Raw genomic sequence first — 15,576 nt, forward strand, 5'->3', positions numbered from 1 at the left:
GACCGGACTAAGGCGAACGCGCAGCGGCTGTGACCGCTCGCGCAGAGAAGGTTCGCCCATGTTCAGGACGTTGATTTTCGCCGGCGCCGTCGCGGTCGTCGCGCATGCTGGCTTCGCCTCGGCCGCCGAGCTCACGGTCAAGATGCGCAACCAGGGCGCCGAGGGGCCGATGGTGTTCGAACCCTCGACCGCCAGGCTGAAGGTGGGCGACACCATCCGCTTCATTCCCACCGATCCGGGCCACAACGCCGAGTCGATCCCGGAGCTGTTGCCGGCCGGCGTCGCGCCGGTGAGGGGCGTGATGGGCAAGGAAGTGGTGCTGAAGCTCACCAAGCCGGGCGTTTACGGCGTTAAATGCCTGCCGCACTGGAGCATGGGCATGGTGTTCGTCGCCAAGGTGGGCGACGCCAAGCTCGATCCGGCGACATCGAACAAGGTTCTGGCCTCCGCGCCGCCGCTGACCAAGCGCCGTCTCACCGCGGCGTTCAACGCGATCCGGTAGAGGCCGCGCGGCCTTAGGGCTCGGCCCCCGTCTCGATCAGGGGGCGGCCGATCGCGACGGCCGCCTCGACGCTGCTCGCCACCGGAACCTTAGCGAAGGGTTTCCAGCCGTCGCAGACCACCTTGGCCACGGCCTCGTCCGTGCTGCCCGCGGGCAGGGGGGCGGCGGAGCGCAGATCGCCGGTCACCGGACCCTCGCGGCCGCCCGCCCGGATGCTGCCGAACCCGGCGTGGGCGATGGTCCGCGCCGTGCAGTCGATGACCTCGTGACGCCAGCCGCCCCAGAACTCTTCCGCGCCGGCCTTGAAGCCGCCCTCGGTGACCTGCAGCACGCGCAGCTTCGCCGTGCGGCCGCTCCACTGGACGCCGCCCATGTCGACGAAGCTCGCGAACCGACCGACATCGGCCAGGCGCAGTTCAAGCGGAGCGGGCGAGGGCGGCTGAGCGAGCGCGGGCGCTATCCACACTAAGAGGATCAGGAGGGCGTTTCGCGGCGCGCGGAATTGGTCTAATCGGCTTTTCATGATCCAGCGTCGACGCCCCGTCCCCTTCGAACTCGGCCCCGTGCACTTCATCGGCATCGGCGGCATTGGCATGTCCGGCATCGCCGAAATCATGCTGCGTATCGGCTACACCGTTCAGGGCAGCGACGCCAAGGCCAGCGCCAATACCGAGCGGCTGGAAAAGCTGGGCGCGCGCATCTTCATCGGCCACGAGGCCAGCCACGTCGAAGGCGCCTCGGCCATCGTCTATTCCACGGCCGTGAAGGCCGACAATCCCGAGATGGTCGCCGGCCGCGACAAGCGCCTGCCGCTGGTTCGCCGCGCCGAGATGCTGGCCGAGCTGATGCGTCTGCAGTTCTCGGTCGCCGTCGGCGGCACGCACGGCAAGACCACGACGACCTCCATGGTCGCGGCCCTGCTGGACGCCGGCGGTCTGGACCCGACCGTGGTCAACGGCGGCATCATCAACGCCTATGGCACCAACGCCAAGGTCGGCGAGGGCGACTGGATCGTCGTCGAGGCCGACGAGAGCGACGGCTCGTTCCTGCGCCTGAAGTCCACCGTGGCCATCGTCACCAATATCGACGCCGAGCACCTGGACCACTGGGGCGACTTCGAGGCGGTGAAGAAGGGTTTCCAGGACTTCATCCAGAATATCCCGTTCTACGGCTTCGCCGCCGTCTGCACCGACCATCCGGAAGTCCAGGCCCTGACCTCGCGGATCGAGAACCGCCGGCTCGTCACCTATGGGACCAATCCCCAGGCCGAGGTGCGGGTCTCCAACATCGAGATGGGGCCGGAAGGCGCGACCTTCGACATCATCGTCTCGCCGCGCGACGGCGAGGTCGTCCGCTATGACGGCCTGAAGATGCCGATGGCCGGCCACCACAACGTGCTGAACGCCACCGCCGCCGTGGCCGTGGCCCGCGAGCTCAGCGTCGACGCCGAGTCGATCCGCAAGGGTCTGGCCGGCTTCGGCGGGGTCAAGCGCCGCTTCACGACCACGGGCGTCGCCAACGGCGTCCGCGTCGTCGACGACTACGGCCACCATCCGGTCGAGATCGCCGCCGTGCTGAAGGCCGCCCGCGCGGTCTCGACGGGCAAGGTCATCGCCGTGGTCCAGCCGCACCGCTACACTCGCCTGCGCGACCTGATGACCGAGTTCAGCAGCTGTTTCAACGACGCCGATACGGTGATCGTCGCCGACGTCTACTCGGCCGGCGAGCAGCCGATCGAGGGCGTCGACCGCGACCATCTGGTCGAGGGGCTCAAGAAGTTCGGCCATCGCCGCGCCCTGCCGCTGGAGAGCCCCGCGGCCCTGCCGGCCCTGATCGCGGCCGAGGCGACCAGCGGCGACCTTGTCGTCCTGCTGGGCGCGGGCGACATCACCAGCTGGTCCTACGCTCTTCCGGGGCAGCTGGAAGCCCTCGCCAAATGAAACTGAACCGCTGGATCGCGACCAAGGCCGCGATCGTCGTCGCGGTGATCGCGTACCTGGCTGGAAGCTGGTGGTTCACCAGGCTGTTGACGACCCAGCGCCCCAAGGCGCCCGACGGTCCATTCGTCGTTGCGCTGAAGCAGCCCGGCGGCGTCACCTATGTCACGCCGTTCGAGCACGGGGCGCACATCGGCCTGATCGTCGTCGGCATCCTGCTGGTCCTGGCCTGGTGGACGGTCGAGCACTTTGAGAAACGGTCCAGGACGCGCTAGAGCCCCCGCATGAGCTGGAAAACCAATCTCCCGACCGTCCGCGGCAAGCTGCTGATCAATGAGCCCCTGGCGCCGTTCACCTGGTTCCGGGTCGGCGGTCCGGCCGACGTGGTGTTCCTGCCGGCCGATGAGCAGGACCTGTCCGATTTCCTCAAGGCCCTGGACCCGGCCGCGCCCGTGCTGGCGATTGGCGTGGGCTCGAACCTCCTGGTCCGCGACGGCGGCGTCGAGGGCGTGATCATCCGGCTGGGCAAGGGCTTCAACGGCGTCGAGCCGCTGGGCGGCAACCGCATCAGGGCCGGCTCGGCCGTGCCGGACGCCATCCTGGCCCGCAAGGCGGCCGAGGCGGGGATCGCTGGGCTGGAGTTCTATGCCGGCATCCCCGGCACGATCGGCGGCGCGGTGATCATGAACGCCGGCTGCTATGGCTCCGAGACCGTCAATGTCGTCAAGTCCGTCCGGGTGATGGATCGCGCGGGCGTGGCGCGGGAGCTGGCCGTCGAGGACTTGCGCTACACCTATCGCCATAGCGCCCTGCAGGATGGCGAGACCGTGATCGTGCTGGACGCCGTGTTCGAAGGGACCGCCGACGAACCGGAGGCGATCAAGGCCCGCATGGCCGAGATCACCAGCCGCCGCGAGACCACCCAGCCGATCCGCGAGAAGACCGGCGGCTCTACCTTCAAGAACCCGCCGGGCCACTCGTCGTGGAAGCTGGTCGACGAGGCCGGCTGGCGCGGCAAGCCGTTCGGCGGGGCGATGTTCTCGCCGCTGCACAGCAACTTCCTGATCAACACCGGCGAGGCGACCGCCGCCGACCTGGAAGGCCTGGGCGAGGCCGTTCGCGCCGACGTCAGGGAAAAGACCGGCGTGCAGCTGGACTGGGAGATCAAGCGGATCGGGCGCCCGGCTTAGCGGCGCCCCCCGGCTGCGTGACAGTTCAGCGCAATGCTGACTTCCCCCGGCGTGGAGCGGTGCTATGACTCCCGCGCCTTTGGGGAGAATCCTTGCTCATGTATCGTCGCTTACTGGCCGCCACCGCGGCGCTCGCCCTGCTTTCGGGCGCCGCCCAAGCTGAATCTTCCAAGTCGGCCAAGGCCGCCGCCGTCGCGCCGAAGCCCGCCGATCCCGTCGCCACGGCCGAGGCCCTGCGCGACAAGGCGCTGCTGGACCGCACCGCCTGGGACGTCACCGAAGACCTGACCACCACCATCGGCCCGCGCCTCGTCGGCTCGCCGGCCATGGAGCGCGCCAAGGACTGGGGCGTGGCCAAGCTGAAGGCGCTGGGCTTCACCGACGTGAAGGTCGAGCCGTTCGCCAAGCCGTCGTGGACGCGCGGCGAGGAAAGCGCCGAGCTGGTCGGCCCGTATCCGATGAAGCTGTCGATCGTCGGCCTGGGCCGCACGGTCCCGACCCCGCCCGAGGGCATCGAGGCCGATGTCGCCCTGTTCCGCACCTTCGCCGAGCTGATGGCCGCGCCGGAAAGCGCCGTGAAGGGCAAGATCGTCGTCATCACCCAGCCGATGGTCCGCACCCAGGACGCCTCGGGCTATGGCGTGGCGGGCGTCTCGCGCCGCGCGGGCCCGACCGAAGCCGCCAAGCGCGGCGCCGTGGCCGTGCTGATCCGCTCGATCTCGACCTCGGACTCGACCGTGCCGCACACCGGCGTCACCGCCTTTGGCGACGGCGTCTCGACCGTCCCGTCGGCGGCCCTGGGCGTGCCGGAAGCCGAGCAACTGGAGCGCCTGGCCAAGAAGGGCCCGCTGCGCATCAAGCTGAAGCTGGCCTCGACCACCAACCCGAACGCCGTGGCCTGGAACATCTCGGGCGAGATCAAGGGCTCGGAGAAGCCGGACGAAGTCATCGTCATCGGCGGCCACCTGGACAGCTGGGACGTCGGCACCGGCGCTCTCGACGACGCCACGGGCATCGGCATCACCACGGCCGTCGGCAAGCTGATCGGCGACCTGCCCAAGCATCCCAAGCGCACCATCCGCGTCGTGATGTGGGGCTCGGAAGAGAGCGGCGGTTCGTCGGAAGCCTACCTGGCCGCGCACAAGGACGAGGTCGGCAAGATCGTCCTGGCCGGCGAGAGCGACGAGGGCGCGGACAACATCTTCTCGCTGAAGCTGCCGGCCGGCGCTCAAGCCACGACGTTCGCGACCACGGTCGCCAACGTGCTGATGCCGCTGAAGATCATCGTCGCGCGCGAGCCCGCCCGCGGCGGCGGCGCCGACATCTCTGGCCTGGAGTCCGCCGGCGTGCCGTCGGTCGAGATGCGCCAGGACGCCAGTCGCTACTTCGACTACCACCACACGGCCGACGACACCCTGAACAAGGTGCGTCCGAACGAGCTGGCGCAGAACGTCGCCGCCTGGGTCAGCCTCATCTACCTGGTGGCCGAGACGGACGTGGATTTCCGCGCCCTGAAGGCCGCCGCGCCGGCCGCGAAGTAGCGGCTTCATCCCGGAAGCCTCGCAGAGGCTGTCCGGGACCCAGGGGCGACCGCATTGCGCCGGTCCCTGGGTCCCGGCTCTCCGCTGCGCTACGGCCGGGATGACAAGCTTTGTTGGGCTGGAGAGTTGGCAGCGTCATCGGCGCTGACTAGGACTGGCTGACCATCCAGCCTTCCTAAGAGTCTCAGCCTGCCATGACCCAGCCCCTCTCCGGCCGCCATATCGCCGTCCTGCTCGGCGGCCCTTCGTCGGAACGCGAGGTCAGCCTGGTGTCGGGCCGCGAATGCGCCGACGCGCTGGAGCGGCTGGGGGCCAAGGTCTCGCGCATTGACCCGGGCGTCGACATCGCCCAGGTGCTGACAGCCACAAAGCCCGACATGGTCTTCAACGCCCTGCACGGCGAATGGGGCGAGGACGGCTGCGTCCAGGGCGTGCTGGAAACCCTGAAGCTGCCCTACACCCACTCGGGTGTTCTGGCCTCCGCGCTGGCCATGGACAAGGCCAAGGCCAAGGCCGTGCTGGCGGCCGCCGGGGTGATCGTTCCGGGTGGCGGCCTCTACAACCGACACGATGTCGCGCGCGACCATGTGTTGCAGCCCCCCTATGTCGTTAAGCCCAATGCCGAGGGTTCATCGGTCGGGGTGTTCCTGGTGTTCGAAGGCGCGAACCGTCCGCCGGAAGAACTTGCCTCTCCTGCGTGGACTTTCGGCGAGGAAGTCATGGTCGAACCCTACATCCAGGGGTTGGAATTGGCCGTCGCGGTGCTCGGTGAGTCAAAAGGTCCCAGGGCGCTGGCGGTGACGGATATCCGTGCATCCACAGGTTTCTACGACTATGAGGCCAAGTACTCCGAAGGCGGTTCAATTCACGTTCTACCGGCCCCAATCCCTGATGGCGTAAGGGATCGCGCGATGCGGATGGCCGAGCTGGCCCATACCGCTCTTGGTTGCCAAGGGGTGACCCGGTCCGACTTCCGTTATGACGACATTAACGACATTCTGGTCCTTCTAGAGGTCAACACGCAGCCCGGCATGACGCCGACCTCGCTCGCTCCCGAGCAGGCCGCCCACGTCGGGATCCCGTTTGATCAGTTAGTTCTATGGATCGTGGAGGACGCTTATGCCCGCTGTAGTGCGGGGGGGACCGCCTAAGCCTAGGCGACCCCGGGCCGAAGCGCCCGCAAGTCCGAGCAAAGGCAAGCCGGCGCCCCGGGGGGCGCAGCCGGCCGCGAAGTTGCACGCCGCCAAGGGCGTGGGTTTGTCGCCCACGGTGGCCCTGAGCGTGGCGGGCGCGGCCTTGGGTCTCGGTCTTGTAATCATGCTGGCGACCGGCCATCGGGCCGAGCGCATCGGCGCGTCCATGGTTCATGGCGTCGACAACAGCTTCGCCTCGGCGGGCTTCAAGCTGAAGACGGTTCACATCCGCGGCGCCTCGGCGACCGCGCAAGGCGATATTCTGGCGGCCTCGGGCCTCTACCTGAACCAGCCGACGCTGGGCATGGATCTGAACGATGTCCGCGCCCGAGTGCAGGGCGTCGGCTGGGTCAAGGACGCGAAGGTCGTGCGCATGCTGCCCGACACCGTGCTGATCGCGGTGGAAGAGCGGCCGGCCCTCGCCGTCTGGCAGAACCAGGGCCGCATGAAGGTGATCGACGGCGAGGGCCGGGTGATCAGCGAGGCCGATCCGGCCCGCTTCCCCGCGCTGCCGCTGGTGGTGGGGCAGGGCGCCGACCAGGCGGCCGGCCTGATCCTGCCGGCGGTGGCCTCGCGACCGCGCCTGCGGGATCGTCTCGAAGCGCTGGTGCGCGTCGACGATCGCCGCTGGGACCTGAGACTGAAGGACGGTTCGCTGATCCAGCTGCCGGCCATTGACGAAGAATCCGCGCTGATTCAATTGGATCAGCTCGACCAACGACAGCGAATCCTCGACATGGGTTTTGCGCGGATCGATCTGCGCGACCCCGAAATGGTGGCTGTGAGACCTCGCGACGCGGCGCTGCCTGGGCAGCCCGTGGCCGGCGGGGCGTAACGAGTGATGACTGAGGTGACGATAGCGATGTCGCGATTGGAGGAACGGAAGCAGGCGCGTGAGGGCCTGAAGGCCACGCTCGTGCGCCAGCCCGCCATCGCGGCCGTCGACCTGGGCGCCTCCAAGGTCACCTGCTTCATCATGAAGGCCGACGGCGTTCACCGCGACAACCGCACCCTGACGACCGCGGGCGTGGGCTACGTCCAGTCGCGCGGCGTGCGCGGCGGCGCGATCGTCAATCTGGACGAGGCCGCCCAGGCGATCGCCCAGGCCGTGGAGCGCGCCGAGACCGTGGCCGGCGTCAACGTCCAGGGCGTGTCTGTCTGCACGGCCGGCGGCCAGCTGGGCAGCAACCGCGTCCACACACAGGTTTCGCTGGGCGCCCGTCCGATCGGCGACGCCGACCTGTCGCGCGCCATCGCCGCGGCCCTGGCTCAGGTCCGTATTCCCGGCCGCAAGCCGATCCACCTTCTGCCGATCGCCTGGTCGGTCGACGGTCAGCGCGGCATCCGCGATCCGCGCGCCATGTTCGGCCGCTCGCTTGGCCTGGAGCTGCTGGTGGTCTCGGTCAACGAGAACATCTTCCACACCCTGGCCCACTGCGTCGAACGCGCTCACCTGTCCTTCGAGGGCGTGGTCGCCGCGCCGTTCGCCTCGGCCCTGGCGGCCCTGGAAGAGGACGAGATGGACCTGGGCGCGGTCTGCATCGACATGGGCGGCGGCTCGACCTCGGTGGCCGTGTTCAACAACGGCGCCCTGTGCCACGTCGACAGCCTGGCCGTTGGCGGCGGGCACGTGACGCAGGACATCGCCCGCGGCCTGCAGACCTCGGTGGTCGGCGCCGAGCGCATCAAGACCCTGCACGGTTCGGCGATCGCCTCGGCCAACGAGGACCGCGAGATGATCGAGGCCCCGCCGCGCGGCGACGATCCGGGCGCGGGTCCGGTGATCGCCCCGCGCAGCCTGCTCAAGGGCATCATCCAGCCGCGCGTCGAAGAGACCCTGGAGCTGCTGCGCGAGCGCCTGAAGGCCTCGGGAGCGCCGGTCGAGCCGGGCGCGGGCATCGTCCTGACAGGCGGCGCCAGCCAGCTGGCGGGCGTTCGTGAAGTCGCCGTGCGTGTGTTCGACCGTCCGGTCCGCCTGGGTCGTCCGCGCCGGGTGCCGCACCTGGCCGACGCCGCTTCCGGCCCGGCCTTCTGCGCCGCGGCCGGCACGCTGCACCGCACCGCCTTCGGCCCGCGCGAAGCGGTGTCCAGCAAGGCCCTGGCCGGCAACGTGTCGCGCAAGCGACCCCTGGACCCCAACGCCAGCCCGATGGCCAAGGCGGCCGCCTGGCTGAGGGACAACCTCTAACGGCGCCGCTGTTCCGGCGCTCGAAGTTTAAAGCGTGAGTAACTCTACAGTTTAACTCTTTGGGCCCGGTCGAATGTCTCGACCGGGCCTTTTGCTTCCCGGCCGCGCCTATATTCGCCAGAATTGGCGTTCAGCGTCGTTCGGTCGCACGCGCCTGTGGATCCCCGGCGGAACCCTTGGTTCGCCAAGAGATTCTGTTGATAGACCACAATTTATCCCACGGTCGCGCTCGACCAGATCACGACTCAGATTATGCAGTTAACTGCCGATTAACGATGGTGGTTGTTCTGTTAACACGATCGTCGAGGCAATCCTGGGCGATCGGGTGTCGCCGAGGTCTAGTTCGACGATTTCGGCGTTAAGGACGCGAGGGTCCCATGGCTATTTCTCTTTCCGCGCCGCGTACGACTGAGCTGAAGCCGCGTATCGTGGTGTTTGGTGTCGGCGGCGCTGGCGGCAACGCTGTGAACAACATGATCGAGGCGGGCCTCGAAGGTGTCGAGTTCGTGGTGGCCAACACCGACGCGCAGCAGCTGCAGTTCGCCAAGACGGACCGTCGCATCCAGCTGGGCGTGCAGATCACCCAGGGCCTGGGCGCCGGCGCGCATCCAGAAGTCGGCATGAGCGCCGCCGAAGAGAGCTTCCCGGAAATCGGCGAGCACCTCGACGGCGCCCACATGGTCTTCATCACCGCCGGCATGGGCGGCGGCACCGGCACCGGCGCGGCGCCGATCATCGCCAAGTGCGCCCGTGAGCGCGGCATTCTGACCGTCGGCGTCGTGACCAAGCCCTTCCACTTCGAAGGTCGTCACCGCATGCGCCTGGCCGACAGCGGCATCCAGGAGCTGCAACGCTACGTCGACACCCTGATCGTCATTCCGAACCAGAACCTGTTCCGCGTCGCCAACGAACGCACGACCTTCGCCGAAGCCTTCGGCATGGCCGACCAGGTGCTGCATTCGGGCGTGCGCTCGATCACCGACCTGATGGTTCTGCCGGGCCTGATCAACCTCGACTTCGCCGACGTCCGCACGGTCATGACCGAGATGGGCAAGGCGATGATGGGCACCGGCGAAGGCGCCGGCGAAGACCGCGCCCTGATGGCCGCTCAGAACGCCATCGCCAACCCGCTGCTGGACGAAGTCTCGCTGAAGGGCGCCAAGGCCGTTCTGGTCAACGTGACCGGCGGCATGGACATGACCCTGCTGGAAGTCGACGAGGCCGCCAACGCGATCTCGGACCAGGTCGATCCTGAAGCCAATATCATCTTCGGCGCGGCCTTCGACCCGTCGCTGGAAGGCGTGATCCGCGTGTCGGTGGTCGCCACCGGCATGGACGGCGCCTCGATCGCCCAGATCGAGCCCAAGCCGGTCTCGCGCAACACCACGACCCAGCCGCTGATCGCCGACACCGCGCGCGCCCCGGCGCCGCAACCGGAACCGGCTCGTCCGACCGCCCGCTACGAAGCCGCCCGCCCGGTCGAGCGTCCGTCGTCGGCCTTCGCGCCCGAGCCCGCTCAGGAGCCTGAGGTCGTGATGTCCTCGCCTCAGGAGCCGGAAGCCGAGCTCTACTATGACGAACCCCGTGTAGCTGAAGAACCGCGTATCGCCGCGCCCGCGGCCCGGACGGTGACCCGCATCGTCGACCCCATGGTCGATGACGTCGCCGCCGAGGAGCCGCTGTTCCCGGAGAACAACTACTACGAAGAGCGTCGCCCCCAGAAGCAGGGCGGCGGGTTCTTCTCGATGTTCGGCGGTGGCCGTCAGCGCTATGAGCAGCAGGCTTCGTCGGCTCCGCAGCCGCAGGCCCGTTCGGCCCAGAGCGCCCGCCCGCAGCTGCAGCCGATCGAGGCGCCGCAGGTTGACGACGGCGAGGACCTGGAAATCCCGTCCTTCCTGCGCCGACTGGCGAACTGAAAGACGGCCCCAACAGGGGGACGCAAGACGTGATCAAGAGACGCCCCGGGTCGCCCCCGGGGCGTTTTGCTTTAGGAATATTGGCCCACAGCGCCCGCACGCCATTCCAGAAGGCCGTCAATGACCCAGCGTATGAAGGAAATCGCCGATCAGATCGTCGGCCTCCAGGCGGAACTCGACCGGGAGATCGAGCGACGTCGCAAGGCGCTGGGCTGGACGCTCACCAGTAAGATCGGCGAGTTTGAAATGGGCGTTGCGGCCGAGCATCGTCGGCTGCGATTGAACCTGGTCAAGTTCTTCGGTCGCACGTCGCCGGCTGTCATCCTGACCGCGCCGGTGATCTATTCGCTGATCATCCCGCTGGTGATCGTCGACGCCTGGGTGAGCGCCTATCAGGCGATCTGCTTCCGGGCTTACGGCATTCCGCGGGTCCAGCGTCGCGACTACATCGCGTTCGACCGCGGTCGGCTGGGCTATCTCAATGTCATCGAACGTCTCAACTGCGCCTTTTGCGGCTACGCCAACGGGCTGGTCGCCTATGTGCGCGAGGTCTCCAGCAGAACCGAGCAATACTGGTGCCCGATCAAACACGCCGTGAAGGTCTCCGACCCGCACCGGCGCTACTACGAGTTCCTGGAATTCGGCGACGCCGAAGGCTATCGCGCTCGACTGGACGAATTCCGCGCGCGACTGCGCTCGGACCCTCCGACCACCTAGCGTCGAGGGCTGCTCCGCGCCGTGAAATTCAGCTATATTGGCGCCATCTGCCAGTCTGAAGCTCGATCAGGTCACGATGAAGCTCACCCGCGCCGATCGGAAGATCCTGCAGATTCTGCAGGAAGACGGCAAGATCTCGAACGTCGATCTGGCTGAACGGGTGGGGCTGTCGCCCAGCCCATGCCTGCGGCGGGTCAAGCAGCTGGAAGCCTCGGGCCTGATCAGCGGCTATGTCGCGCTGCTGGACCGGCGCAAGGCCCAGCTGGGCGTGCTGGCCTATGTCGAGGTGCAGGTCGACCACACCGAAGGCGCGGCCGAAGCGTTCAAGCAGGCGGTGTTGCGCGAGCCCGAGGTCGTCGGCTGCTACGTGATGACCGGTAGCTACGACTACCTGCTGCGGGTGGTGGCGCCGAACCTCGACGCCTATGGCGATCTCATGATGCAACGCCTGCTGAAGATGCCGGCGGTGAAGGACGTGCGCTCGGCGTTCGTTCTGGACACGGTCAAGGATTCCACGGCCCTGCCGCTGGACTATCTGGGCTGATCACATCGGGCCCAGTAGGGCGATTGGTTGGCATGATGTGACCGAATTGATGTTCATCAAGGTCATCATCGCCACGTTCTGACTTCTGCCCCGCGATAAGCTGCTTTCCGTCGTCCATCCGGAAAGCGCCATGACCTCCTCCGTATTCACCGGCCTGACGCCCCAGGCCCCGGACTCCCTGCTGTCGCTGATCGGCCTGTATCGCCGCGACCCGCGCCCCGGGAAGATCGATCTGGGCGTCGGCGTATTCCGCGACGACCACGGCGCGACGCCGGTGCTGGAGGCGGTGAAGGCCGCCGAGCGGATCCTGCTGAACACGCAAACCACCAAGTCCTACCTTGGTCCGGAGGGCGACATCGGTTTCCTGGACCTGCTGAAGCCGATCATCTTCGGTGATGCGGTCGACCACGAGGTGTTCGGCGTGCAGACGCCCGGCGGCACCGGCGCGGTGCGCCTGGCCTGCGAGCTGCTGAAGGCCGCCAAGCCGGACATCCGCATGTTCATCGGCGCGGCGACCTGGCCCAACCACACCCAGATTCTGGACCAGTTGGGCATCGAGACCGTCACCTTCCGCCACTACGACCAGCGCGCCCAGCGCATCGGCTTCGACGACATGATGGCGGCGCTGGAGACGGCGAGGGCCGGCGACGCGGTGCTGCTGCACGCCTGCTGTCACAACCCGTCGGGCGCCGACTACAGCCTGGAGCAGTGGGCGGCGATCGCCGCGCTGGTGGCGCGCAAGGGGATCGTGCCGCTGATCGACCTGGCCTATCAGGGCCTGGGCCTCGGCCTCGAAGAGGACGCGGCGGGCATGCGCCTCGTGCTGGCGGCGGCCGAGGATGGCCTTCTGGCCTATTCCTGCGACAAGAATTTCGGCCTCTATCGCGAGCGGGTCGGCGCGCTCTACACGCTCACCCGCGATGCGGCGACCTTGGACCTGGCCGCCAGCAACATCCGGGCCCTGGCGCGCACCAACTGGTCGATGCCGCCGGATCATGGCGCCGCCACGGTGCGTATCATCCTGGAATCCGAAGCCTTGACCACGCTGTGGAGGTCCGAACTGGACGCCATGCGCGCCCGCGTGGCCGACCTGCGCCAGCGTCTGGCGACGGCGGTTCCGCTGCTGGCGCCGCTGGCCGGACAGCACGGCCTGTTCGCCCTGCTGCCGCTGTCGCCGGTCCAGGTGGCGAAGCTGCGTGAAGATCACGCGATCTACATGGCGGGATCCGGCCGCATCAATCTGGCCGGCCTGACCGTTGAGACCATCGACACATTCGCGCGGGCGCTGAACGCCTGCCTGCAGGGAGAGCCCGCATGACTCAAGTCACTCAAGAGAACCCCCTCGGCCTCGACGGCTTCGTCTTCGTCGAGTTCACCAGCCCCGAACCGGCCGCCATGAAGGCGCTGTTCGAGCAGATGGGCTTCGTCGCCGCCTCGACCCACCCGACCAAGGCCGTGACCCGCTACAAGCAGGGCCGCGTCAACCTGCTGGTCAATGACGAGGCGACCGGCCAGGTGGCCGCGTTCCGCGCCGCCCACGGCCCGTCGGCCAACGGCATGGCGTTCGGCGTCGCCGACGTGGAGCAGGCCTATGCCGAGGCCCTGAAGCGCGGCGCCGTGGCGGCCGACGCCTCGGCCACGGTGCTGGGCGAGGGCGCGCGGGTGCTGGAAGGCATCGGCGGCTCGATGCTCTATCTGGTTGAAGGCGCGGACGCGGTGTTCGCCGACTGGACCCCGGTGGCTGGCGCGGCGGAGGCCGAAGCGGCCAACAATGTCGGCCTGGATCTGCTCGACCACCTGACCCACAACGTCAAGCGCGGCCAGATGCGCACCTGGTCGACCTTCTATCGCGACGTCTTCGGCTTCGAGGAGCAGAAGTATTTCGACATCAAGGGCCAGGCCACGGGCCTGTTCAGCCAGGCGATGATCGCGCCCGACAAGGCCATCCGCATCCCGCTGAACGAAAGCCAGGACGACAAGAGCCAGATCGAGGAGTTCATTCGCCAGTACAACGGCGAGGGCATCCAGCACCTGGCCCTGACCACGGACAATATCTACGACACCGTCGAGAAGCTGCGCGCCCGGGGCGTGAAGCTGCAGGACACCATCGAGACCTATTACGAACTGGTCGACAAGCGCGTGCCCGGCCACGGCGAGGATCTGGAGCGCCTGAAGAAGAACCGCATTCTGCTGGACGGCAATGTCGGCGAGGAAGGCCTGCTGCTGCAGATCTTCACCGAGAACCTGTTTGGCCCGATCTTCTTCGAGATCATCCAGCGCAAGGGCAACCAGGGCTTCGGCAACGGCAACTTCCAGGCCCTGTTCGAGAGCATCGAGCTGGACCAGATCCGTCGTGGGGTGATCACGGTCGACGCTTGAGCCTAGGGCTCGAAATTACCCTTCGTTGTCATCCCGGCCGAAGCGTAGCGTAGAGCCGGGACCCAGGGGCGACCGCGGTGCGCCGGCCCCTGGGTCCCGGATCGCCCTTTCAGGGCGTCCGGGATGACAAGAAAATTGGGTTCGGAACGCACATGGACCTCCGCTACCAAACCGGCTTCGGCGCCCACTTCGCGACCGAGGCCGTGGCCGGCGCTCTGCCGGTGGGCCAGAACTCGCCGCAGCGCGTGCCGTTCGGTCTCTATGCCGAGCAGCTGTCCGGCACGGCCTTCACCGCGCCGCGTCACCAGAACCTCCGTAGCTGGCTCTACCGCCTGCGGCCCAGCGCCGGGCATGGCTCGTACGCGCCCTACGCTCAGGAAAAGCTGGTCTCGGCCTTCCATGGCCCGGTGACGCCGAACCGCCTGCGCTGGAGTCCGTTGGAGATCCCAGCCGCGCCGACCGACTTCGTCGATGGCCTGGTCACCCTGGCCGGCAACGCCGACGCGGCGACGCTGAACGGCATCGGCGTGCACCTCTATCTGGTCAATACGTCGATGAAGAACCGCGTGTTCTACGACGCCGACGCTGAGCTCTTGATCGTGCCGCAGCAGGGCGTGCTGACCCTGGTCACCGAGATGGGCGTGCTGACGGCAGGTCCCGGCCAGATCGCGGTGATCCCGCGCGGCGTGCGGTTCCGTGTCGAGGTCGACGGCCCCTCGCGCGGCTATGTCTGCGAGAACTACGGCGCGGCCTTCAAGCTGCCGGACCTGGGGCCGATCGGCTCCAACGGCCTGGCCAATCCACGCGACTTCGAGACGCCCGTGGCGGCGTTCGAGGACGTCGACGAACCGACTTTGGTGATCCAGAAGTTCCAGGGATCGCTGTGGGCCGCCGAGTGGGGCCACAGCCCGCTGGACGTCGTGGCCTGGCACGGCAATCTCGCGCCGTACCGCTACGACCTGTCGCGCTTCAACACGATCAACACCGTCAGCTTCGACCATCCCGATCCGTCGATCTTCACGGTCCTCACCTCGCCCAGCGACACGGCGGGGACGGCCAATTGCGACTTCGTGATCTTCCCGCCGCGCTGGATGGTGGCCGAGCACACGTTCCGCCCGCCCTGGTTCCACCGCAACGTGATGAGCGAGTTCATGGGCCTGGTCCACGGCGCCTATGACGCCAAGGAGGGCGGCTTCTCGCCGGGCGGGTCGAGCCTGCACAACTGCATGAGCGATCACGGGCCCGACGTCGCCAGCCACAGCAAGGCGACCGAGGCCGAGCTGGGGCCCCACAAGATCGACGGAACCATGGCCTTCATGTTCGAAAGCCGCTGGGTGATCCGGCCGACGAAGTTCGCTCTGGAGACTTCCGCGCTTCAGGGTGACTATGACGCCTGCTGGACGGGCTTCCCCAAGGCCAAGCTGCCTTAGGAACGATGCCTGTCGTAACTAGAAGAAACAAGGAAGCGC

At 67.6% G+C, this 15,576-nt stretch carries 15 protein-coding genes and 2 pseudogenes; 16 read left to right on the forward strand and 1 reads right to left on the reverse strand.

Going from position 1 to position 15,576, the window contains the following annotated elements:
• Window positions 1-58 precede the first annotated feature (58 nt).
• Complete coding sequence (locus AC07R7_RS08975; protein WP_492837894.1) at window positions 59-502, forward strand: pseudoazurin; 444 nt, start codon at window positions 59-61, stop codon at window positions 500-502.
• 13 nt (window positions 503-515) lie between these two features.
• On the opposite strand, the gene AC07R7_RS08980 is transcribed toward AC07R7_RS08975, so the two are convergent.
• Window positions 516-1,025 (reverse strand): hypothetical protein, encoded by a 510-nt coding sequence (locus AC07R7_RS08980; RefSeq protein ID WP_494634912.1) that lies wholly within the window; start codon window positions 1,023-1,025, stop codon window positions 516-518.
• Here AC07R7_RS08980 and murC point away from each other — a divergent pair.
• The 15 genes and pseudogenes from murC (at window position 1,024) to hmgA (ending at window position 15,537) form a co-directional block, all read left to right on the forward strand.
• A complete protein-coding gene (murC, locus tag AC07R7_RS08985) occupies window positions 1,024-2,442 on the forward strand; it encodes a UDP-N-acetylmuramate--L-alanine ligase (RefSeq protein WP_492887700.1) in 1,419 nt (472 codons plus the stop codon). The two genes, AC07R7_RS08980 and murC, sit on opposite strands and share 2 nt — an antisense overlap.
• Window positions 2,439-2,714 (forward strand): hypothetical protein, encoded by a 276-nt coding sequence (locus AC07R7_RS08990; RefSeq protein ID WP_492887701.1) that lies wholly within the window; start codon window positions 2,439-2,441, stop codon window positions 2,712-2,714. The genes murC and AC07R7_RS08990 overlap by 4 nt, the downstream gene beginning before the upstream one ends.
• Before the next feature lie 9 nt (window positions 2,715-2,723).
• Window positions 2,724-3,629: a UDP-N-acetylmuramate dehydrogenase gene (murB, locus tag AC07R7_RS08995; protein WP_494634913.1), complete on the forward strand. Its 906-nt coding sequence runs from the start codon at window positions 2,724-2,726 to the stop codon at window positions 3,627-3,629.
• 92 nt (window positions 3,630-3,721) lie between these two features.
• Window positions 3,722-5,170 carry a M28 family peptidase gene (locus tag AC07R7_RS09000; protein WP_494634914.1) on the forward strand — a complete coding sequence of 483 codons (1,449 nt, stop codon included), beginning with the start codon at window positions 3,722-3,724 and terminating at the stop codon, window positions 5,168-5,170.
• Between the two features lie 194 nt (window positions 5,171-5,364).
• Window positions 5,365-6,321 carry a D-alanine--D-alanine ligase gene (locus AC07R7_RS09005; RefSeq protein ID WP_492887705.1) on the forward strand — a complete coding sequence of 319 codons (957 nt, stop codon included), beginning with the start codon at window positions 5,365-5,367 and terminating at the stop codon, window positions 6,319-6,321.
• Window positions 6,290-7,198, forward strand: coding sequence for a cell division protein FtsQ (gene ftsQ, locus AC07R7_RS09010; protein ID WP_492837901.1), 909 nt, complete (start codon window positions 6,290-6,292; stop codon window positions 7,196-7,198). Before AC07R7_RS09005 ends, ftsQ begins: the two co-directional genes overlap by 32 nt.
• A gap of 27 nt (window positions 7,199-7,225) precedes the next feature.
• The gene (ftsA, locus tag AC07R7_RS09015; RefSeq protein WP_492837903.1) at window positions 7,226-8,551 is read left to right on the forward strand and encodes a cell division protein FtsA; all 1,326 of its coding nucleotides are present in this window, start codon (window positions 7,226-7,228) and stop codon (window positions 8,549-8,551) included.
• A gap of 275 nt (window positions 8,552-8,826) precedes the next feature.
• A pseudogene (locus tag AC07R7_RS09020) lies at window positions 8,827-8,893 on the forward strand (hypothetical protein).
• Between the two features lie 35 nt (window positions 8,894-8,928).
• Window positions 8,929-10,467, forward strand: a complete 1,539-nt coding sequence (ftsZ, locus tag AC07R7_RS09025; protein WP_492887706.1) for a cell division protein FtsZ — start codon at window positions 8,929-8,931, stop codon at window positions 10,465-10,467.
• Window positions 10,468-10,587: 120 nt separating this feature from the next.
• Window positions 10,588-11,184: a hypothetical protein gene (locus tag AC07R7_RS09030; RefSeq protein ID WP_492887707.1), complete on the forward strand. Its 597-nt coding sequence runs from the start codon at window positions 10,588-10,590 to the stop codon at window positions 11,182-11,184.
• Between the two features lie 76 nt (window positions 11,185-11,260).
• Window positions 11,261-11,728, forward strand: coding sequence for an Lrp/AsnC family transcriptional regulator (locus AC07R7_RS09035; protein ID WP_492837907.1), 468 nt, complete (start codon window positions 11,261-11,263; stop codon window positions 11,726-11,728).
• A 130-nt stretch (window positions 11,729-11,858) separates the two neighbouring features.
• Window positions 11,859-13,046, forward strand: coding sequence for an amino acid aminotransferase (locus AC07R7_RS09040; protein WP_494634916.1), 1,188 nt, complete (start codon window positions 11,859-11,861; stop codon window positions 13,044-13,046).
• Window positions 13,043-14,107: a 4-hydroxyphenylpyruvate dioxygenase gene (gene hppD, locus AC07R7_RS09045; RefSeq protein ID WP_494634917.1), complete on the forward strand. Its 1,065-nt coding sequence runs from the start codon at window positions 13,043-13,045 to the stop codon at window positions 14,105-14,107. The genes AC07R7_RS09040 and hppD overlap by 4 nt, the downstream gene beginning before the upstream one ends.
• A pseudogene (locus AC07R7_RS09050) lies at window positions 14,104-14,235 on the forward strand (hypothetical protein); the annotation flags it as partial. The gene hppD and the pseudogene AC07R7_RS09050, both read left to right, overlap by 4 nt.
• Before the next feature lie 24 nt (window positions 14,236-14,259).
• Complete coding sequence (gene hmgA / locus AC07R7_RS09055) at window positions 14,260-15,537, forward strand: homogentisate 1,2-dioxygenase (RefSeq protein ID WP_494635224.1); 1,278 nt, start codon at window positions 14,260-14,262, stop codon at window positions 15,535-15,537.
• The last annotated feature ends 39 nt before the right edge of the window (window positions 15,538-15,576 follow it).

It is taken from the genome of Caulobacter sp. GW821-FHT05F04 (assembly GCF_059419665.1).